17 protein-coding genes are annotated in these 18700 nt (G+C 70.7%); 6 read left to right on the forward strand and 11 right to left on the reverse strand.

Going from position 1 to position 18700, the window contains the following annotated elements:
• Window positions 1-209: 209 nt before the first annotated feature.
• From NFT33_RS17450 to NFT33_RS17460, 3 genes are read left to right on the forward strand one after another with little or no spacing between them, the layout of a single operon-like run.
• Window positions 210-2399, forward strand: coding sequence for a TonB-dependent receptor family protein (locus tag NFT33_RS17450; protein ID WP_251677213.1), 2190 nt, complete (start codon window positions 210-212; stop codon window positions 2397-2399).
• Between the two features lie 39 nt (window positions 2400-2438).
• Window positions 2439-3260 (forward strand): quinoprotein dehydrogenase-associated SoxYZ-like carrier, encoded by an 822-nt coding sequence (locus tag NFT33_RS17455; RefSeq protein ID WP_251677215.1) that lies wholly within the window; start codon window positions 2439-2441, stop codon window positions 3258-3260.
• 10 nt (window positions 3261-3270) lie between these two features.
• Entirely contained in the window at window positions 3271-4320 is a 1050-nt protein-coding gene (locus NFT33_RS17460; RefSeq protein ID WP_251677217.1) for a quinoprotein relay system zinc metallohydrolase 1, read from the forward strand.
• Here the strand turns inward: NFT33_RS17460 and NFT33_RS17465 are convergent.
• The 9 genes from NFT33_RS17465 to NFT33_RS17505 all read right to left on the reverse strand — a co-directional run bounded on the left by NFT33_RS17465 (window position 4299) and on the right by NFT33_RS17505 (window position 12295).
• Window positions 4299-5408 carry a substrate-binding domain-containing protein gene (locus NFT33_RS17465; RefSeq protein WP_251677219.1) on the reverse strand — a complete coding sequence of 370 codons (1110 nt, stop codon included), beginning with the start codon at window positions 5406-5408 and terminating at the stop codon, window positions 4299-4301. The genes NFT33_RS17460 and NFT33_RS17465 overlap by 22 nt on opposite strands.
• 40 nt (window positions 5409-5448) lie before the next feature.
• A complete protein-coding gene (locus NFT33_RS17470) occupies window positions 5449-5751 on the reverse strand; it encodes a hypothetical protein (RefSeq protein WP_220785748.1) in 303 nt (100 codons plus the stop codon).
• A gap of 28 nt (window positions 5752-5779) precedes the next feature.
• Window positions 5780-6034, reverse strand: a complete 255-nt coding sequence (thiS, locus tag NFT33_RS17475) for a sulfur carrier protein ThiS (RefSeq protein WP_149503036.1) — start codon at window positions 6032-6034, stop codon at window positions 5780-5782.
• A 19-nt stretch (window positions 6035-6053) separates the two neighbouring features.
• The gene (locus tag NFT33_RS17480) at window positions 6054-7382 is read right to left on the reverse strand and encodes an NAD(P)/FAD-dependent oxidoreductase (RefSeq protein ID WP_251677222.1); all 1329 of its coding nucleotides are present in this window, start codon (window positions 7380-7382) and stop codon (window positions 6054-6056) included.
• 19 nt (window positions 7383-7401) lie between these two features.
• Window positions 7402-9249, reverse strand: a complete 1848-nt coding sequence (locus tag NFT33_RS17485) for an aldehyde ferredoxin oxidoreductase family protein (RefSeq protein WP_251677224.1) — start codon at window positions 9247-9249, stop codon at window positions 7402-7404.
• Window positions 9250-9294: 45 nt separating this feature from the next.
• Window positions 9295-9768, reverse strand: a complete 474-nt coding sequence (locus NFT33_RS17490) for a 4Fe-4S dicluster domain-containing protein (RefSeq protein WP_251677226.1) — start codon at window positions 9766-9768, stop codon at window positions 9295-9297.
• A 189-nt stretch (window positions 9769-9957) separates the two neighbouring features.
• Window positions 9958-10833 carry an ABC transporter substrate-binding protein gene (locus NFT33_RS17495; protein ID WP_251677228.1) on the reverse strand — a complete coding sequence of 292 codons (876 nt, stop codon included), beginning with the start codon at window positions 10831-10833 and terminating at the stop codon, window positions 9958-9960.
• A complete protein-coding gene (locus NFT33_RS17500) occupies window positions 10821-11567 on the reverse strand; it encodes an energy-coupling factor ABC transporter ATP-binding protein (protein WP_251677230.1) in 747 nt (248 codons plus the stop codon). Before NFT33_RS17500 ends, NFT33_RS17495 begins: the two co-directional genes overlap by 13 nt.
• The gene (locus NFT33_RS17505; RefSeq protein WP_251677232.1) at window positions 11564-12295 is read right to left on the reverse strand and encodes an ABC transporter permease; all 732 of its coding nucleotides are present in this window, start codon (window positions 12293-12295) and stop codon (window positions 11564-11566) included. Before NFT33_RS17505 ends, NFT33_RS17500 begins: the two co-directional genes overlap by 4 nt.
• Window positions 12296-12450: 155 nt before the next feature.
• Between NFT33_RS17505 and moeA the strand changes: the two genes are divergently transcribed.
• The 3 genes from moeA (at window position 12451) to NFT33_RS17520 (ending at window position 16673) form a co-directional block, all read left to right on the forward strand.
• Window positions 12451-13725, forward strand: coding sequence for a molybdopterin molybdotransferase MoeA (moeA, locus tag NFT33_RS17510; RefSeq protein ID WP_251677234.1), 1275 nt, complete (start codon window positions 12451-12453; stop codon window positions 13723-13725).
• Between the two features lie 260 nt (window positions 13726-13985).
• Window positions 13986-15722: a PQQ-dependent methanol/ethanol family dehydrogenase gene (locus tag NFT33_RS17515; protein ID WP_251677236.1), complete on the forward strand. Its 1737-nt coding sequence runs from the start codon at window positions 13986-13988 to the stop codon at window positions 15720-15722.
• 249 nt (window positions 15723-15971) lie between these two features.
• A complete protein-coding gene (locus NFT33_RS17520) occupies window positions 15972-16673 on the forward strand; it encodes a hypothetical protein (protein ID WP_251677238.1) in 702 nt (233 codons plus the stop codon).
• Here the strand turns inward: NFT33_RS17520 and NFT33_RS17525 are convergent.
• Both NFT33_RS17525 and NFT33_RS17530 read right to left on the reverse strand, forming a co-directional pair.
• Window positions 16667-17380, reverse strand: a complete 714-nt coding sequence (locus NFT33_RS17525; protein ID WP_251677240.1) for an ABC transporter ATP-binding protein — start codon at window positions 17378-17380, stop codon at window positions 16667-16669. The genes NFT33_RS17520 and NFT33_RS17525 overlap by 7 nt on opposite strands.
• Window positions 17373-18629, reverse strand: a complete 1257-nt coding sequence (locus tag NFT33_RS17530; RefSeq protein ID WP_149503027.1) for a lipoprotein-releasing ABC transporter permease subunit — start codon at window positions 18627-18629, stop codon at window positions 17373-17375. The genes NFT33_RS17525 and NFT33_RS17530 overlap by 8 nt, the downstream gene beginning before the upstream one ends.
• Window positions 18630-18700 lie beyond the last annotated feature (71 nt).

Consider the following 18700-nt stretch of genomic DNA (forward strand, 5'->3'; position numbering starts at 1 on the left):
GGTGCAGGCAGTGCTGTCGATATCGGAGACCCTCCGGTGGTCTTGACCCTTCCGCCCGTGAACACGCCCATGAACACGACTGTCACTTTCTGGCGCACCCGCACGGTACAGATCGGAGGCGACGACACGGCACCGGGTAAATGCCGACTGGCCGCGCGGGTCACGGATCCGGACCATGCCCTGGATTCCAGAATGACCTGTCCCGCCTCATGATCCGCCCGAGCCCCCTTCGCCGCCTCGCCTCGCCGGCGCGGCTGTCCCCGCTGATGCTGGCCCTGCTGAGCGCCCTGCCCTGCACGGTCGCCGCGCAGCCGGCCGCCACCGTCCCGACCACGGCCGCCGCCGACCTGGAGCCGGTGGTCGTCACCGGCACGACCCGCGAGCGCCGCCTCGCCGAGCTGCCCTATGCGATCAGCGCGGTCGGCGAAGGCGCGCTGCGCGACAGCGGCCCGATGATCAACCTGTCGGAGTCGATGGCGCGCGTGCCCGGCCTGGTGGTGGCCAATCGCCACAACCACGCCCAGGATCTGCAGATCAGCAGCCGCGGCTTCGGCGCACGTGCCGGCTTCGGCGTGCGCGGCCTGCGCCTGTATGCCGACGGCATTCCGGCCACCATGCCCGACGGCCAGGGCCAGGCGGCACATTTCGATCTCGCCGGCGCCGAGCGCGTCGAGGTGCTGCGCGGGCCGTTCTCGGCGCTGTACGGCAATGCCTCCGGCGGCGTGATCGCGCTGTTCTCCAAGCCGGTGCGCGAGCGCCGGTTCGAGATCGGGCTGGACGCCGGCAGCGCCGGCCTGCGCCAGGGCCGGGTCGGCTTCGCCGCGCCGCTAGGCGAGGGTCTGGACCTGTCGGGCAACCTCTCGGACATGTCGATCGACGGTTTCCGGCCACAGAGCGGCGCCGAGCGCCGTCTGGCCAACCTGCGGCTGAACTGGAAGGGCGAGCGCGACCGCATCACCCTGGCCCTCAGCGACCAGAACCAGGCCGCCGACGATCCGCTCGGCCTGACCCGCGCCCAGTTCGAGGCCGATCCGGACCAGACCGCCGCGGTGGCCACCCAGTACGACACCCGCAAGACCATCCGCCAGACCCAGGCCGGCGCGAGCTGGACCCGCCAGTTCGACGCGGCCGGCGCGCTCTCGAGCACCCGGGTGTCGGCCTATGCCGGCTCGCGCGGGGTCAGCCAGTTCCTGGCGATCGCGCCGGCCACCCAGGCCAATGCCCGCCACGGCGGCGGCCTGGTCGACTTCGACCGCCATTACGACGGCCTCGATGCGCGTGCGCTGTGGCACTGGGACCGGGTCGACCTGACCACCGGCCTGAGCCTGGAGCGCCAGAAGGACGATCGCCAGGGCCACGAGAACTACACCGGCACCGGTGCCAGCCAGGTGCTGGGCGTGCAGGGCCGGCTGCGCCGCGACGAGACCAACCGTGCCGACACCCGCGAGGCCTATGCCCAGGCCGACTGGGCCCTGGCCGATGCCTGGCAGGCCAGCGCGGGCGTGCGCAGCGGCCGGGTGCGCATGCAGGTGGCGGACCGCTACCTGGCCAATGGCGACGATTCGGGCGAGCTGAGCTACCGCTACACCAATCCGGTGGCCGGCCTGCGCTGGCGGGCCAGCCCGGCCTGGACGCTGCATGCGGCCGCCGCGCTCGGCCATGAATCGCCGACGCTGGGCGAGCTGGCCTACCGGCCCGACGGGGCCAGCGGCTTCAACACCGACCTGAAGGCGCAGACCAGCCGCCAGATCGAGCTGGGCGCCAAGTGGCGCGAGGGCGCGCTCTCGCTGGACGCCACCGTGTTCCACATCGCCACCGACGACGAGATCGGCGTGGCGACCAATGCGGGCGGCCGCTCCTCCTTCCGCAATGTCGGCGCCACCCGGCGCTGGGGCCTGGAGCTGGGCGGCGCCTGGCGGATGCAGCCGGGCCTGCGCGCGCAGATGGCGCTGTCGCTGCTGCATGCGTCCTACCAGGACGGCTTCCTCACCTGCACCGGCGTGCCCTGCACGCTGAGTTCGGCCACCAACACCGCTGCCGTTCCGGCCGGCAATCGCATCGCCGGCACCCAGCCGGCCTCGGGCTTCGTCGAGCTGGCCGGCGTCGCGCCCTGGAGCGTCGACGGCGAGTGGGGCCTGGAGGCGCTGGCGCGCGGCCGCACCGCGGTGAACGACCTCAACAGCGACTTCGCCGCCGGACATGCGCTGTTCAGCCTGCGCTACCGCCACCGCTGGACGCTGGATGCCGAGGGTGCGCTGGAGCTGCTGGCGCGCATCGACAACCTGGCCGACCGCCGCGTCGTCGGCAGCGTGATCGTCAACGACGCCAACGGCCGCCACTTCGAGCCGGCGGCCGGGCGCAGCGCGCTGGTGTCGCTGCGCTATTCGCGCCGGTTCTGAGGCGCCTCGCCACCTCGTCAGCCGCAACGGAGATCCTCGATGTTCCTCTCCTCGCGTCATCCTGTGCTCGCCTCGGCGGTGCTGGCCATCGCGCTGGCGACGCTGTCGGCGGTGGCCGGCACCACCGTGGCCGACCTGTTCGAGGGCGATCCCTACCAGTCGCATCCCTGGCCGGACATGCGCCGCGAGTTCCTTGGCCGCGACGCGCGCACCGTCTTCGACGAGCGGGTGCAGGTCAAGGGCCCGGCCTTCGCCGAGGATCCGATGAACGTGCCGATCACCGTGTCGGTGCGCGACCTGCCCGGCATCGAGCGCATCGTCGTGCTGGTCGACCGCAACCCGATCCGCAAGGTGCTCGAGTACCAGCCGGTCAGCGCGCTGCCCAGCGTGTCCTTCCGCTTCAAGCTCGAGCAGGCCAGCCCGGTGCGCGCCGCAGTGCGCACCGCCGACGGCGTCTGGCACATCGGCGGCACCTGGGTCGACTCGGCCGGCGGCGGCTGCACCGTGCCCGGCAGCACCCGCAAGGACGGCAGCTGGTCGCAGACGCTCGGCCTGGTCAGCGGCCGGGTCTTCGAGGCCACGCCGGTGCCCGGCACCGAGGAGCTCGCCACCGGCAGCCGGCTGCGGCTGAAGATCATGCACCCGATGGACACCGGCCTGGTCGGCGGCATTCCGGCCTTCTATGTCAACCGGCTGAGCGTGCGCGACAGCGGCGACCGCGAACTGCTGCGTCTGCAGACCTACGAGCCGGTCAGCGAGAACCCGGTGTTCTCGTTCGACTTTCCCTCGAAGCCGGCCGGCACGCTGCGCATCGTCGGCACCGACAACAACGGCAACCGCATCGATGCGCGGCTGGAGTGAGGAGAGCGCGATGCCTGAGCTGTTTTCTGCCCTGCGCCCTGCTCTGCAGCCGGTCCTGCTGGGCGTGGCGGCGCTGCTGACCACCGCCACGCCGCCGGTCGCGGCACAGGCGCCGGCACCCGCACCTCGTGTCGATGTCGCCCGGCTCGACTACGGCCTGCAGGCGCGCTCGCTGGCCGACGGCGTCTGGGTGGTCGAGGGCGCCAACGACGACTTCTCGGTCGCCAATGGCTGCAACATCATCAATCTCGGCCTGATCGCCACCGCCGAGGGCACGGTGGTGGTCAACACCGGCACCAGCCGGCTGCACGGCCAGCAGCTGCGCGCGCTGGCCGAGCGCACCACCGGCCAGCGCGTCGCGCGGGTCGTTCACCTGAACCTGCATCCGGACTACTTTCTCGGCAACCAGGCCTTCGCCGACGTGCCACGCCTGGCCACGCCGGTCACGCGCGCCGGCATCGCCCGCGAGGCCTCGGCCTACGAGACCAATCTGTACCGGCTGTGCGGCGACTGGATGCGCGGCACCGAGACACTGGCGCCGGATGCCGACCTGGCGGTGCCGACAGGCGGCCTCGGCGCGCTGACGGTCGGCGGACGCGCCTTCGACCTGATCGAGCTGGGCGGTCACACCGACTCGGATCTGGTGCTGATCGACCGGGCCAGCGGCGTGGCCTTCGTCGGCGGGCTGGTGTTCGTGCAGCGGGTGCCGACGACGCCGCATGCCCGGGTCGAGCGCTGGCTCCAGAGCCTGGACCGGCTGCAGACGCTGGGGCTGCGCACGCTGGTGCCCAGCCACGGCCCGGTGCAGATCGGCCCCGAGCGCGCGGCCGAGGGCATCGCGCAGACCCGGCGCTTCCTGCAGTGGATCGACCGCAGCTTCAGCGCCTGGGCGGCGCAGGGCTGGGACATGAACGAGGTGCTGCGTGCACCGGTGCCCGAGGAATTCCGCCAGTGGGCCGCCTTCCGCACCGAGTACGTGCGCAATGTCGCGCACCTCTACCCGGTCTACGAGCAGAAGGTGCTGAATCAGGCCCGGTCTCAGGCGCGCGGCCTGCGGTAGTGCCACCAGGGCAGCGCGCGGGTCAGCGACAGCACCTCGCCGATGCGCTCGGCCGCGTGATAGCCGGGCAGGCGCTCGAGCTGATCGCGCCAGCGCGGCCCCTGCAGCACCTGGCCCAGGCGCTGCACCGCCGGGTGGTCCAGCGTCTCCTTCAGGCCGACCAGAAAATAGTCCTCCTCGACCAGCGGCACGAAGTCCAGCCCGAAGGCCTGCGCCGCGGCCTCGATGCCAAGACCCGCATCGCCCTGGCCCGAGGCCACCGCGGCGGCCACCGCCAGATGGCTGTCCTCCGCGCCCTCGTTCCAGCCGGCGAGCGTGGCCGCATCCAGCCCGGCGCGCTCCAGCAGGTGGTCGGCCAGCAGCCGGGTCGCCGATCCCGGCTGGCGGTTCACATAGCGCAGGTCCCGGCCGGCCAGATCGCTCAGCTCGTGCACGCCGCGCGGGTTGCCGGGCGCGACCATCAGGCCCTGCATCCGGCGCGTGCAGCCGATCAGCTTGTGACGGCCCGGCTTGAGCAGCGGCTTGAGCGCCTGCGAGAACAGCGGCACCGCCTGACCGAGCGCCGGCACATGAAAGCCGGCGACCTGGCAGCGTCCCTCGGCCAGCGAGCGCAGCGCGTCCAGGCTGCCGGAGAACTTCAGCTCGATGTGCAGCCGCTCGTCCTGGCTGGCCAGCTCGCGCAGCCGCGCCAGCGCGAGGTCGTGGCTGGCGTGGATGGTCAGCACCTGCTGGGTGCCGTCGAAGGCGTCGGCCAGCACCCGCTCGAGTTCGGCGCGCAGCGCCTCGATGTGCGGGGTCAGCCGGGTGCGGGCCTGGCGCTCGGCCCACAGCAGCCGGTCGGCGAAGGGCGTCAGCCGCGCCGGCTGGCCCTGGGCCCAGGTGACCAGCGGCTCGCCCAGCGCCTCCTCCCACTGTTTCAGCGCGCCCCAGACATGGCGATAGGAGGCGCCCAGCGAACGCGCCGCATGCTGGATCGAGCCGCATTCGTGCACCGCGCTGAGCAGATCGAACAGCGGGTTGCCGATGTCGGCGCCGCGCTGGTCCGGCGGGCCGAAGGTGTACTGGAGATGGATGCCGCGGGTCTTCATGGGCCGCGACGATAGCGGAAAGCGCGGCGCCCCCCGCGCCTCAGCCGCCGCCGCGCTGCATCCAGAGATCGAAGCGACGCATGAAGCGCTGGCGCTCGCAGGCCTCGACATCCGCATCGAAGCGGAAGTCCACCGCCAGGCGGGGCAGGCTGATCAGCGCGATGCGGCGCGGCTCGAGCGCACGCCAGAGAATCGTCAGACCACCCGAGCCGATGGACTCGATGCGCGCCTGGCCGGACTGCAGCGCCAGCGCTCGCCCATCGACCGCACCGGGCAGCCAGCCCAGCCACTCGGCCTCGGTGCAGCCCTGCTCGCGCGAGAAGGCGGCGGGAACGTCGTTCATCCGGGACCGGGCTGCGGCATCGGCCGCGTCAGCCGCCGGCGATCGGCGGCCAGATCGCCAGCGCGTCGCCGTCGGCCAGCACGCGCGCGGCGCGCTGGTCGGCCGCGACATAACTGCCGTTGACCAGCACCAGATGCACCAGCGCGGGCGGCAGCTGGAAGCGGTCGATGACCGCAGCCACCGTCGAGCCGTCCGGCACCTCCAGATCGACGGCATTGCCCGGCGGGCGGTCGGCCGGCAGGTGCTCGGCCAGCATCGCGAACAGCTTGAAGGTGATCCTCATGCCAGCATCATGCCCTGCATCACGCCTTGGCGCGAACCCATCCGAAGTCACCCTGGGCCTGCGCACAGGCCAGATAGGCCTCCATCAGCAGCGTCGGATCCTCGAGCAGCCGGTCCTTCCAGTCGCCCAGACGGACCTGCCCCTCGACCAGGCCGCGCATCACGCCGACATGCTCGGTCCAGCCGATCGAGTTGCAGCCGACCAGGATGTCGCCGTCGAACTGCAGGCTCAGGTGCCGACCTTCGTCGCGGTCGGTCAGCTCGACATGCTGGCCGCCGGGCACGCCGTCCCACTTGCCGAAGGACGCCGAGATCATGCCCAGCGTGTCGAGCACATTGATCTGCGTGACGCCCTTGAGCGTGGCGTCGCGGCCGATCATGTTCATCGCGGCCACGCGCGCCTGCTCGGCCGCGTTGGGCTGGATCGCGCTGACGATGGTCCGGCCGCTGACCTTGTCGAAGGCCTCGGCGCAGTCGCCTGCGGCGTAGATGCCCTCGACATTGGTCTGCAGCCGCTCGTCGGTCAGCACGCCGACCAGGCAGGTGATGCCGGAGTTCTCGAGAAAGCCGATGTTCGGGCGCACGCCGGTGGCGCTGATGACCAGGTCGGCAGGCAGATGCTCGCCGCTGGACAGGCGCACCGTCATCGGCGTGACCGGCACATGGTCCTCGATGCCGCCGGCCTCGGCCAGACGGTCCATCAGGTCCGGCGCACGGCGCTCGATCGCCTCGACGCGGGTGCTGGTGAACACCCGCACGCCCTTCTTCTCGCACCACTCGCGGATCATGGTGCCGGCGGTCGGCCCCATCATGCGCGGCACCATCCGGTCGCCCATCTCGACCACGGTCAGCTCGACGCCGCGCTGCTGCAGCGCCTCCATGATGATGCAGCCGATGAAGCCGGCGCCCATCTGGATGACCTTGGCGCCCGGGCGCGCCAGCGCGGCGATCGCGCGGGCGTCCTTCAGCGTCCAGCACGGATGCACGCCGCGGCCGTGAATGCCGGGAATCGGCGGCGAGGCCGGCGACGAGCCGGTGGCGATCAGCAGCCGGTCGAAGGCCAGCGTGCTGCCGTCGTCGAGCTCGACGCTGCGCGCCTGCACGTCGACGCGCTTGGCGCGACCGCGGCGCAGCGAGATGCCCAGCCGCTCGTAGTGGCCCTCGCCGTGGCGCAGGTGCGTGCCCTCCTCGCCGACCTTGCCGATCAGCAGATAGGGAATCGCCATGCGCGAGTACGGCGCCTCCGGCTCGTCGCCGATGACGATGACCTCGTCATGCGGCGCGTGCTTTCGGATCGTCTCGGCCGCGATGACGCCGGACGGACCGGCCCCCAGGATCACGTGCCTCATCGTGTTGTGCCTCTTGTGCTCAGAGACCCAGGCGCTCGCGCGTCTCGGGCTTCAGGCGGCCTTCGGTGTCCCAGCCACGGATCTCGTAGTACTTGGGCAGCATTTCCGGCAGCTTGTTGACCAGGCCCTTGGCCGGACCGGTCTGCGCAGGCTCTTCCAGCAGGCGCTTGGGCAGCGTGTCGTCCTTGGCGGTGAAGCCGGCGCGGTTGTTGAAGTCGCGCTCCATGTTCCAGATCCGCTCGCCGATCTGGTTCAGGTTCTCGAGCGTGAACTCCTCGCCGCAGGCGGCGGCCACCTGCGGCTGCACGTCGGCCAGCGTCCAGGCGAAGCTGGTGAAGATGCAGATGCCGGCGGCGTCGAAGGCGGCGGTCGCATCCTGGAAGGCCATGACCAGTTCCGGCTTGCCGTCGGCGGTCAGCGGATCAGTCTTGACCGGAATGCCCAGCACTTCGGAGGCGATGGTGTAGGAGCGCAGGTGGCAGGCACCGCGGTTGCTGGTGGCGTAGGTCAGGCCCATGCCCTGCACGCCGCGCGAGTCGTAGGCCGGGAATTCCTGGCCCTTGACGCTCATCGACAGCTCCGGGTGGCCATACTTCCTGCACAGGCGGGCCGAGCCCTGGCCGATCTCGACGCCGAAGCCCTCGCCCCGGGCGGTGATCTCGGCGAAGTGGGCCAGCGCGCGTGCATCGCCGAACTTGGCGTCGATGCCCAGCTGCTCCTTCGTCAGCACGCCCATCTCGTAGAGCTCCATCACCGCGCCGATGGTCGCGCCGAAGGAGATCGGGTCCATGCCCTGCTCGTTGCACAGCACGTTGGCGTACTGCAGCGCCTCCAGGTCGTTGACGCCGTTGGCCGCACCCAGCGCCCAGGCCGCCTCGTACTCCAGGCCGCCCGAGGCGCCCCAGTACTTCGGCTTGTTCTCGACCGTGAAGTGGGTCTTGTCGATCTTGGAGATGCGGCCGCACGCGATCGTGCAGCCGAAGCAGGCCTGGTTGGTCACCAGGTGCTTCTTGCCGTCGGTCGCACGCGGGGTGGCCATCGCCTCGGCGCCGATGTCCTTGGCGCCCTCGAACTGCACGTCGCGGTGGTTGCGGGTCGGCAGCGCGCCGATCTCGTTGATGACGCTCATCAGCACCTGGGTGCCGTAGGTCGGCAGGCCCGCGCCGGTGACGGCGTTGTCATGCAGGATCTTCTTCTTCTCGAAGGTGACCTTCATGAACTCCTTGGGGTTGGCGATGTTGCCCACGCCCTTGGTGCCGCGCACCGCGACCGCCTTCAGGTTCTTCGAGCCCATCACCGCGCCCACGCCCGAGCGGCCGGCCGCGCGGTGCAGATCGTTGACGATGGCCGAGAACAGCACCTTGTTCTCGCCGGCCAGACCGATGGTGGAGATGCGCAGCAGCGGATCCTGATGCGACTTCTTCAGCGACTCCTCGGTCTCCCAGACGCTCTTGCCCCACAGGTGGGAGGCATCGCGCAGCTCGGCGACATCGTCGTTGATGTAGAGGTAGACCGGCTTGGCCGAGGCGCCTTCGACGATCACCATGTCCCAGCCGGCAGCCTTCAGCTCCGAGCCCCAGTAGCCGCCCGAGTTCGAGCAGGCGATGGCGCCGGTCAGCGGGCCCTTGGTGATGACGGTGTAGCGCCCGCCCGTGGAGGCCATGGTGCCGGTCAGCGGACCGGTGCACCAGATCATCTTGTTGTCGGGCGACAGCGGGTCGACGGTGGCATCCATCTCCTCGACCAGATACTTGGTGCCCAGGCCGCGCGAGCCCAGGTACTGCCGGGCCCAGTCCATGCGCAGCGGTTCGCTGGCGACGGTGCCGTTCGTGAGGTTGACGCGGAGGATCTTTCCTGCCCAAGACATGTGTGTGCTCCTAGTGCCGGGTGAGGCGGATGTTTCTGGACAGGATCAGGCGGCCGCCTGGTTGCCGAGCTTGTCGGCCCAGGCCTTCATCTTGTCGATGCCGGTCCAGTTCGCGTCGATGAAGGTGATGGCACCGGTCGGGCAGGCCTCGGCGCAGGCGGGCTCGCCGCCGCAGAGGTCGCACTTCTGGACCTTGCCGGTTTCCTGGACGTAGTTGATGGTGCCGAAGGGGCAGGAAATCGTGCAGACCTTGCAGCCCACGCAGGTGGTCTCGGCGACCACCTTCGCGCCGGTGGCCTTGTCGATGGTGATCGCCTCCACCGGACAGGCGTGCAGGCACCAGGCCTCGTCGCACTGGGTGCAGGTGTAGGGCACCTTGCGGCCGGTCTCGTGGAAGTCGAAGACCTTGATGCGGGACTTCGCCGGCGCAAACACGCCGTAGTTCTCGTATGAGCAGGCCATCTCGCACTGCAGGCACCCTGTGCACTTGTCCGGGTTCAGGTGGAGGCTTTTCTGCATGGTCGGTTCTCCGTGATCGGCAGATGTCTATGCAATCATCTGCATATCGACCGATGCGAGGAACCTAGGCCTAACCCTAGAAACCGAAGGGGAACCGATCCGCCCCGCGGTTTTTTCGGGGGCGGACTGATGTCCGGCGCCGCAAATGCTCCAGACTGAGACAGGCCCCGGAGCTGGGGCCTGGCGCGCTCAGCGCGGCGCGTTCGGGAAGAAGAGCGGCTCGCCGCCGACCTTGTAGGACGCGATCGAGGCCTGTCCGGCCGGCGAGGTCACCCAGTCGGCGAAGGCCTGCGCGGCGGCCTGCTTGACATGTGGGTGCTTGGCCGGATTGACCACCATCACGCCGTACTGGTTGAACAGCGCCTTGTCGCCCTCGACCAGCACGGCCAGATCGGCGCGGTTCTTGAAGCTCAGCCAGGTGCCGCGGTCGGTGAAGACATAGGCACCGGTGGAGGCGGCCATGTTCAGCGCCGGACCCATGCCGCAGCCGCATTCCTTGTAGCCGGCGGGCTTGGTCGCGCCGGGCGCGGCCAGATCGCTGCCGGCCTGGCACCACAGGCGCAGCTCGGCCGCGTGCGTGCCGCTCTTGTCGCCGCGCGAGATGAAGGCGGCGCCGGAGGCGCCCACCTTGCGCAGCGCCTCGCTGATGGTCGCGCCCTTGACCCTGGCCGGATCGGCGGCCGGGCCGACCAGCACGAAGTCGTTGTACATGACCGGCACGCGCTTGAGGCCGAAGCCTTCGGCGACGAACTTCTCCTCGGCCACCTGGTCGTGCACGAAGACGACGTCGGCGTCACCGCGGCGCGCCATGTCCAGCGCCTGGCCGGTGCCGACGGCCACGACACGCACCTCGATGCCGCTGGCGGCCTTGAAGCTCGGCAGCAGGTGCGCGAACAGGCCCGACTGCTCGGTCGAGGTGGTCGAGGCCATGACGATCGACTTCGCCGCGTCCTGCGCGGCCGCGAGGCCCGGCAGCACCGCGGCCACGCACAGCACCGCGGCCGCCAGCAGGCGGCGGCGCAGCGGCTTCATGCCCGGGCTCGGGCTGGAATTCAGGGGGTCCATGGCAACTCTCCTTTGAGGAACTGGACGGCTTCGGGCGGCAGCGGATCGTCGGCCGGCGCCTCGAAGAAGCGGGCGGTCGACCGGTCGGCGACCAGGCGGCCGCCTTCGAGGTAGAGCACCCGGGTGGCCAGGCGCTTGACCTGGCCGAGGTTGTGCGTGCTCATCACCAGCGTCAGGCCGGCCTGGGCGAACTCGGCGATCAGCGCCTCGACCTCGCGCCGGGCGCTGGGGTCGAGGCTGGCGGTGGGTTCGTCGAGAAAGAGGATGTCGGGCTGCAGCGCCCAGGCCCGCGCCAGCGCCAGCCGCTGCTGCTGGCCGCCCGAGAGCGCACGCGCCGGCCGGTCGGCGCAGGACTGCAGGCCGACCCGCGCCAGCGCATCGAGCGCGCGCGCGCGCCGCTCGTCGCGCGGCACCCGCCCGAGCCACAGCGCCAGCATCAGGTTGCGCCAGACCGACAGATGCAGCAGGAAGGGCTGCTGGAACAGCATCGCCGCGCGCGGCAGCCGGTCGTCGGCGGGCAGGCGATGCAGCTCGCGGCGGCCGCGCGCCGGCAGGATCAGCCCGTGCAGCAGCCGCAGCAGCGTCGTCTTGCCCGAGCCGTTGGCGCCGACCAGCGCGATGCGCTCGCCGCGGTGGATCTGGAGGTCGAGCGGCTGCAGCGCCTGCTGCGCGCCGAAATGCACCTGCGCGCCCTCGAGCGACAGCAGCAGCGGTGCCGGTGGCAGCGTGGTCATGCCCAGGCCTCCCGAGTGCCGCGGCCGGCGCCCGCCTCGGCTGCGCGCCAGCGCACCAGCGCGATCAGCAGATGCAGGCTGCCGACCACGCCCAGCAGCACCAGGCCCAGCGCCAGCGCCAGCGGCAGGTCGCCCTTGCTGGTCTCCAGCGCGATGGCGGTGGTCATCACCCGGGTCGAGCCGGCGATGTTGCCGCCGACGATCATCACCGCGCCGACCTCGGCCACCGCCCGGCCGAAGGCGGTCAGCAGGATGGTCAGCGCCGCCACCCGCTGGTGCAGCAGCAGCAGCGCGGCCGATGTCATCGGCCCGGCCCCGAGCGAGGCGAGCTGGTCGCCGCCTTCCTGCAGGCCTTCGCTGACCAGGCGGTGCGTCAGCGCGGCGATCAGCGGCACCACCAGGATGCTCTGCGCGATCACCATCGCGGTCGGCGTGAACAGCAGGCCGAAGGCGCCCAGCGGCCCGGAGCGCGACAGCAGCAGGTAGACCGCCAGACCCACCACCACCGAGGGCAGCGCCAGCAGCGTGTTGAGCAGCCCCAGCACCGCGCCCCGACCGGGAAAGCAGGCCACCGCCAGCCAGGCGCCCAGCAGCCCGCCGGCCAGCGCGCCCAGCAGACAGGCGCTGGCGCTCACCCGCAGCGACAGCGCGACGATGTCGAGAAGCACGGGGTCGAGCGAGGAAATCAGGCGCCAGGCCAGGCTCAGGCTGTCGGAGAAGGTGTTCATCGGGCGGCGGCATCGGAACGGACGCGATTCTTGCCGCAGCGCCCGCCGCTGACCATATGTCGACGACTGCATAGCCGGCGCGGGCGGGCATCGCCCTATCATCGGCCGATCGATCCTCTGACCGGCGCGCGCTGCTCGGCCGCGCCCCACCGACCATGCCCGAACTCGGCCCCTCCCCCCTGATGACCGGCGGCGACTCGCTCGACGTCGCCGCTGCCCGTGCCGCCATCGCCGCGGCAATCCGCCCGATCGACGGCCGCGAGACGCTGCCGCTGCGCCAGGCGCTCGGCCGCGTGCTGGCCGAGGACGTGATCTCGCCGATCGACGTGCCGGCCCATGACAACTCGGCGATGGACGGCTATGCCTTCGCCGGCAGCGCGCTGGCCGACGGCGCCGAGACGGTGCTGCGGGTGGCCGCCACCGTGCATGCCGGCGATGTGCCGACGATGACGACCGCGCCCGGCGACTGCGTGCGCATCATGACCGGCGCGGTGATGCCGCCGGGCCTCGACACCGTGGTGCCGCAGGAGCTGTGCCGGCTGGAAGGCGGCCGCATCCGCATCGCGCCCGGCACGCTGCGCGCCGGCGACAACCGCCGCCTGCGCGGCGAGGACCTGAGCCGCGGCCGCCCGGCAGTAGCGGCCGGGCGGCGCCTGCGCCCGGCCGACCTGGGCCTGATCGCCTCGCTGGGCATCGCCGAGGTCGCGGTGGTGCGCCGGCTGCGGGTGGCGCTGTTCTCCACCGGCAACGAGCTGCGCACGCTCGGCCAGCCGCTGGACGCCGGCTGCATCTACGACAGCAACCGCTACAGCCTGATGGGCGCGCTCGAGCGCCTGGACGTCGAGGTGATCGACCTCGGGCTGGTGCGCGACGACCCCGAAGCCCTGGCGGCCACGCTGGACGAGGCCATCACACGTGCCGACGTGGTGCTGACCAGCGGCGGCGTCAGCGTCGGCGACGCCGACTTCACCAAGGACCTGCTGGCCCGCCGTGGAGAGATCGCGTTCTGGAAGGTGGCGATGCGACCCGGGCGGCCGTTCGCCTTCGGCCCGCTGCGCCGTGCGGAGCAGGCCGACGCGGCCTGGCTGTTCGCGCTGCCGGGCAATCCGGTGGCCGCGCTGGTGACCTTCTACGCCTTCGTGCGCGACGCGCTGCTGACGCTGGGCGGCGCCACGCCGCAGCCGCTGCCGGTGCTGCGCGCGCGCTGCACGACCCCGGTTCGCAAGCGCCCGGGCCGCACCGAGTTCCAGCGCGGCATCGTCTCGCCCGGCGCGGACGGCCGCTGGGAAGTGCGCCTGACCGGCACCCAGGGCGCCGGCGTGCTGCGCAGCATGAGCGAGGCCAACGCGCTGGTGGTGCTCGGCCACGCGCAGGGCTCGGTGGCCGCCGGCGACGAGGTCGAGGTCTGGCTGTTCGACGGCCTGGTCTGAGCGGAGTCCGAGACGGGGCCCTCAGGCGGCCCCGCGGCGTACCGTGACACGGATGTGCGAGGCTGGAACAGCCCTCCGCATTTACCCTGGATCGGGAAGCGTCAAAAGCGACCGCAAGGGCGGCTGCACGCGGGCTGGAGCTAGTAGGTTCCCCAGGGTTCGCCGGTCTTCTGCCAGTGGCACATTTGTTGCCCGGGAAACGTTCCCGAACGGCACCCTAGCCGTTCCGTGACACAGCCACCTCTCCGAGGAGACCGACCATGCAGAAGAAACTTCTGAGCCTGCTGGTGTGCGCCGGACTTTCGTCCATCGCCCACGCCACCGTGACCGACAAGATGATCGAGAACGACGCCGCGACCCCCGGCGACGTGCTCAGCTGGGGCATCGGCCAGGAGGGCCAGCGCTATTCCCCGCTGAAGAAGATCAACACCAGCACCGTCTCCAAGCTGGTGCCGGCCTGGTCCTTCTCCTTCGGCGGCGAGAAGCAGCGCGGCCAGCAGAGCCAGCCGCTGATCCACAACGGCAAGATGTTCGTGACGGGTTCGTACTCGCGCATCTTCGCGCTGGACGCCAAGACCGGCGCCAAGCTGTGGAAGTACGAGCATCGCCTGCCTGACGGCATCATGCCCTGCTGCGACGTGATCAACCGCGGCGCCGCCCTCTATGACAACCTGGTGATCTTCGCCACGCTGGACGCCCAGATCGTCGCGCTGAACCAGGACACCGGCGAGGTGGTCTGGAAGGAGAAGATCGACAACTACGCCGACGGCTACTCCGCATCGGCCGCACCGCTGATCGCCGAAGGCCTGCTGCTGACCGGCGTGTCGGGCGGCGAGTTCGGCGTCGTCGGCCGCGTCGAGGCGCGCAACCCGAAGACCGGCGAGCTGGTCTGGGTGCGCCCGACCGTCGAAGGCCACATGGGCTACAAGTTCGACAAGGATGGCAACAAGATCGAGAACGGCATTTCCGGCGAGCGCGGCAAGACCTGGCCGGGCGACCTGTGGAAGACCGGCGGCGCGGCCACCTGGCTGGGCGGCAGCTACAACAAGAAGACCGGCCTGGCCTACTTCGGCACCGGCAACCCGGCGCCGTGGAACAGCCACCTGCGCAAGGGCGACAACCTGTACTCGACCTCGACCGTCGCGATCGATGTCAAGACCGGCCAGATCAAGTGGCACTACCAGAGCACCCCGAACGACGGCTGGGACTATGACGGCGTCAACGAGTTCGTGACCTACGAGGAAGGTGGCCAGGTGCTGGGCGGCAAGGCCGACCGCAACGGCTTCTTCTACGTCAACGACGCCAAGACCGGCAAGCTGGTCAACGCCTTCCCCTTCGTCAAGAAGATCACCTGGGCCACCGGCATCGACCTGAAGACCGGCCGCCCGAACTTCGTGCCGGAGAACCGCCCGGGCGACCCGACCGCCTCGGCCGACGGCAAGAAGGGCGGCTCGGTGTTCACCGCCCCGTCCTTCCTGGGCGGCAAGAACCAGATGCCGATGGCGTACTCGCCGGAGACCAAGCTGTTCTACGTGCCGGCCAACGAGTGGGGCATGGAGATCTGGAACGAGCCGATCACCTACAAGAAGGGCGCTGCCTACCTGGGCGCCGGCTTCACCATCAAGACGCTGGGCGACGGCCCGATCGGCGCGCTGCGCGCGGTCGATCCGAAGTCCGGCAAGATCGTCTGGGAAGTGCCCAACAACGCCCCGCTGTGGGGTGGCGTGCTGACCACCGGCGGCAACCTGGTGTTCTGGGGCACGCCGGAAGGCTATCTGCAGGCCGCCGACGCCAAGACCGGCAAGGTGGTCTGGAAGTTCCAGACCGGCTCGGGCATCGTGGCGCCCCCGGTCACCTGGGAAGACAAGGGCGAGCAGTACATCGCCGTGGCTTCGGGCTGGGGCGGCGCCGTGCCGCTGTGGGGTGGCGACGTGGCCAAGAAGGTCAGCTTCCTCGAGCAGGGCGGCTCGGTCTGGGTGTTCAAGCTGGTCAAGTGAGATCGCCCGAGCACACGGCCCGTGCGGGTGAGGTGATGCACTGACCCGCTGATCCGTGACCGCACGGTCCAGGCCCCGCTTCGGCGGGGCCTTGTCGTTTGTGCGCCTCAGTGCGCATCGACGGCGAGACCGCAGGCCGGATCCGCCCGGCCGAGACACGGAGCATTACCGTTTTTTCCACAACAGGGCACGATCTCCACAAAGGGCAACACCGAGAATCGGGCACTTCACCCCGGACTGGCTCGCCTGATGACCCGCCTTCTCTCGCCCTCCCGCTGCCGCGCCCTGGGCGCCTGCCTCGCCACCGCCTTGCTCGCCGGCTGCGGCGGCGGCCATGACGACGATCGCTTCGACGTGCGCGCCGGCCTGCGCAACCTGATGACCCAGCCGCGTGCGCTGACGCTGACCGGCAGCAGCGGCACCGTCAGCTACACGCTGACGCTGACCAACACCCCGCAGCAGGCCGGCACCTATCCGCGCACGGCCCAGGTCGGCGCCCGCAGCGAGCTGGTCAGCCGGCTGTGGGTGAGCGCCGCCACGGTCGACACGGTCAGCACCCTGAACCATCTGGACAGCGACGGCCTGGCCTTCGGCTCGACCGACGGCAGCGGCCGCTGCACCGACATCAGCTCGACGCCGACCGCCGCACTGCCGACCGCCGCGCTGCGCACCCAGAGCGGCCCGCAGGCGGTCCACGAGGAATACGACAGCTGCAGCGCCAGCGCCACCCGCCTGGGCAAGGCAGCCTCCAGCTGGCGCCTGGTCGGCGAGGACAATGACCGCTGGACGATGCTGTGCGTGCAGTCGGTGCGCATCAGCTCGGTCAGCATGGTGGTGGGCGCGCTCACCGAGCACTGCCACGAGATCGCCTCCGACGGCACGATCGGCGCCCGTGCACGCGCCACCGTCACGCTGAGCAGCGGCACCGCGCTGACGATGAAGAACTACTGACCGGCGATGCGCCCCTTGTCGATGCGCAGCGTGCGGTCGCAGCGCGAGGCCAGCTCCGGATCATGGGTGACCAGCACGAAGGCGGTGCCGCGATCGCGTGCCAGCGCCAGCATCTGCGCGAACACCGCAGTGGCTGTGTCGCGGTCGAGGTTGCCGGTGGGCTCGTCGGCCAGCACGCACGAGGGATCGGTCACCAGCGCCCGTGCGATCGCCACCCGCTGACGCTCGCCGCCCGAGAGCTCGCCCGGGCGGTGCTCGACCCGCGCGGCCAGCCCCATGCGCTCGAGCGCCTGCGCGGCGACCTGGCGGGCTGCGGCCAGCGGCTCGCGGCGCATCAGCAGCGGCATCGCCACATTGTCGAGCGCGCTGAACTCCGGCAGCAGGTGATGGAACTGGTAGACGAAGCCGAGGTGACGGTTGCGCCAGCGGCCCTGCTCGGCCGCGTCCATCGTCGAGAGATCGCGCCCGGCCAGCAGCACCCGGCCGCTGCTGGGCGCGTCCAGCCCGCCCAGCAGGTGCAGCAGCGTGCTCTTGCCCGAGCCGGACGAGCCGATGATCGCCACCGTCTCGCCGCGGTGGATGCGCAGGTCGACACCGTGCAGCACGGTGACATCGGGGCCGCCCGCACCGCCCTCGCGGAAGCGTCGCACCAGGCCGGTGGCCTGCAGCACCGGATCGACAGCGCCGGATCGAAGGGCCTCATTCATAGCGCAGCGCCTCGGCAGGGTTGACGCGGCTGGCGCGCCAGCTCGGATACAGGGTGGCCACGAAGGCGAGCGCCAGCGAGATCAGCCCGATCGGCACGATGTCGGCCGCCTGCGGATCGCTGGGCATGCTCGAGATCAGGTAGATGCTGCCTGGCAGGAAGGAGGCGTTGAACAGGCGCTCCAGCGCCGGCACGATCACGTCGACGTTGAAGGCCACCGCCAGACCCAGCGCCAGGCCGCCCAGCGTGCCGATCACGCCCGAGGTCGCACCCTGCACCATGAAGATCGCCATGATCGAGCGGGGGCTGGCGCCCAGCGTGCGCAGGATCGCGATGTCGGACTGCTTGTCGGTCACCGTCATCACCAGGGTCGAGACCAGATTGAAGGCCGCCACCGCCACGATCAGCGTCAGGATGATGAACATCATGCGCTTCTCGATCTGCACCGCGTCATACCAGGCGGCATTGGTGCGGGTCCAGTCGCGCACCAGGAAGGCGGGGCCGAGCTGGCCGCCCAGCCGCGCCGAGACCTCGCGCGCGGCCTGCTGATCGGCCAGGCGCAGCTGGATGCCCTGCGGGCCGCCGGTGCGGAACAGCCGCGCCGCATCGTCGATGTGCATCAGCACCAGGCCGCTGTCGTATTCATAGTGGCCGGCCTCGAAGACGCCGGAGACGGTGACCTGCTTGAGCCGCGGCACCACCCCGGCCGGCGTGGTCTGCCCGCCCGGGGTGACCAGCGCGATCGTGTCGCCCGGCGCCACGCCGAGCGAACGCGCCATCTGCAGGCCGATCAGCACATTCCACTGGCCGGGCTGCAGCGTCGCCAGCTCGCCGTCGCGCAGCCTGGCGGCCAGCGGCGTGACGCCCGGCTCGTCGGCGGGCGAGATGCCGCGGATCATCGTGCCGCGCATGTCCTCGCCGCGCGCCACCAGCGCCTGCGCGGCGACGAAGGGCGCGGCCGCCTTCACCTGCGGATCCTGCGCGGCACGCCGGGCCAGCGCCTGCCAGTCCTCGATCGGCTGGCCGTCGGCGGCATGGATCTCGACATGCGCGATCACGCCGAGCATGCGGTCGCGCACCTCCTTCTGGAAACCGTTCATCACGCTCAGCACGATGATCAGCGCCGCCACCCCCAGCGAGATGCCCAGCATCGACACGCCCGAGATGAAGGAGATGAAGCCGTTGCGGCGACCGGCGCGACCGGCGCGCGTGTAGCGCCAGCCGATGCGGATTTCGTAGGGCCAGTTCATGGGGAGGCGATGCTACCCGAGTCCCCTCCTATCAGCACAATGAAGGATGCGGCGGTACCACCAGGCACGGA

Source organism: Sphaerotilus sp. FB-3 (genome assembly GCF_023706025.1).
Taxonomy (GTDB): Bacteria; Pseudomonadota; Gammaproteobacteria; order Burkholderiales; family Burkholderiaceae_C; genus Sphaerotilus; species Sphaerotilus sulfidivorans.

What these genes read in the sequence shown, in the direction of transcription:
- NFT33_RS17450 (WP_251677213.1), top strand. Translation starts at nt 210, where the DNA reads ATGATCCGCCCGAGCCCCCTTCGCCGCCTCGCCTCGCCGGCGCGGCTG.
- NFT33_RS17455 (WP_251677215.1), top strand. Translation starts at nt 2,439, where the DNA reads ATGTTCCTCTCCTCGCGTCATCCTGTGCTCGCCTCGGCGGTGCTGGCC.
- NFT33_RS17460 (WP_251677217.1), top strand. Translation starts at nt 3,271, where the DNA reads ATGCCTGAGCTGTTTTCTGCCCTGCGCCCTGCTCTGCAGCCGGTCCTG.
- NFT33_RS17465 (WP_251677219.1), bottom strand. Translation starts at nt 5,408, where the DNA reads ATGAAGACCCGCGGCATCCATCTCCAGTACACCTTCGGCCCGCCGGAC.
- NFT33_RS17470 (WP_220785748.1), bottom strand. Translation starts at nt 5,751, where the DNA reads ATGAACGACGTTCCCGCCGCCTTCTCGCGCGAGCAGGGCTGCACCGAG.
- thiS (WP_149503036.1), bottom strand. Translation starts at nt 6,034, where the DNA reads ATGAGGATCACCTTCAAGCTGTTCGCGATGCTGGCCGAGCACCTGCCG.
- NFT33_RS17480 (WP_251677222.1), bottom strand. Translation starts at nt 7,382, where the DNA reads ATGAGGCACGTGATCCTGGGGGCCGGTCCGTCCGGCGTCATCGCGGCC.
- NFT33_RS17485 (WP_251677224.1), bottom strand. Translation starts at nt 9,249, where the DNA reads ATGTCTTGGGCAGGAAAGATCCTCCGCGTCAACCTCACGAACGGCACC.
- NFT33_RS17490 (WP_251677226.1), bottom strand. Translation starts at nt 9,768, where the DNA reads ATGCAGAAAAGCCTCCACCTGAACCCGGACAAGTGCACAGGGTGCCTG.
- NFT33_RS17495 (WP_251677228.1), bottom strand. Translation starts at nt 10,833, where the DNA reads ATGGACCCCCTGAATTCCAGCCCGAGCCCGGGCATGAAGCCGCTGCGC.
- NFT33_RS17500 (WP_251677230.1), bottom strand. Translation starts at nt 11,567, where the DNA reads ATGACCACGCTGCCACCGGCACCGCTGCTGCTGTCGCTCGAGGGCGCG.
- NFT33_RS17505 (WP_251677232.1), bottom strand. Translation starts at nt 12,295, where the DNA reads ATGAACACCTTCTCCGACAGCCTGAGCCTGGCCTGGCGCCTGATTTCC.
- moeA (WP_251677234.1), top strand. Translation starts at nt 12,451, where the DNA reads ATGCCCGAACTCGGCCCCTCCCCCCTGATGACCGGCGGCGACTCGCTC.
- NFT33_RS17515 (WP_251677236.1), top strand. Translation starts at nt 13,986, where the DNA reads ATGCAGAAGAAACTTCTGAGCCTGCTGGTGTGCGCCGGACTTTCGTCC.
- NFT33_RS17520 (WP_251677238.1), top strand. Translation starts at nt 15,972, where the DNA reads ATGACCCGCCTTCTCTCGCCCTCCCGCTGCCGCGCCCTGGGCGCCTGC.
- NFT33_RS17525 (WP_251677240.1), bottom strand. Translation starts at nt 17,380, where the DNA reads ATGAATGAGGCCCTTCGATCCGGCGCTGTCGATCCGGTGCTGCAGGCC.
- NFT33_RS17530 (WP_149503027.1), bottom strand. Translation starts at nt 18,629, where the DNA reads ATGAACTGGCCCTACGAAATCCGCATCGGCTGGCGCTACACGCGCGCC.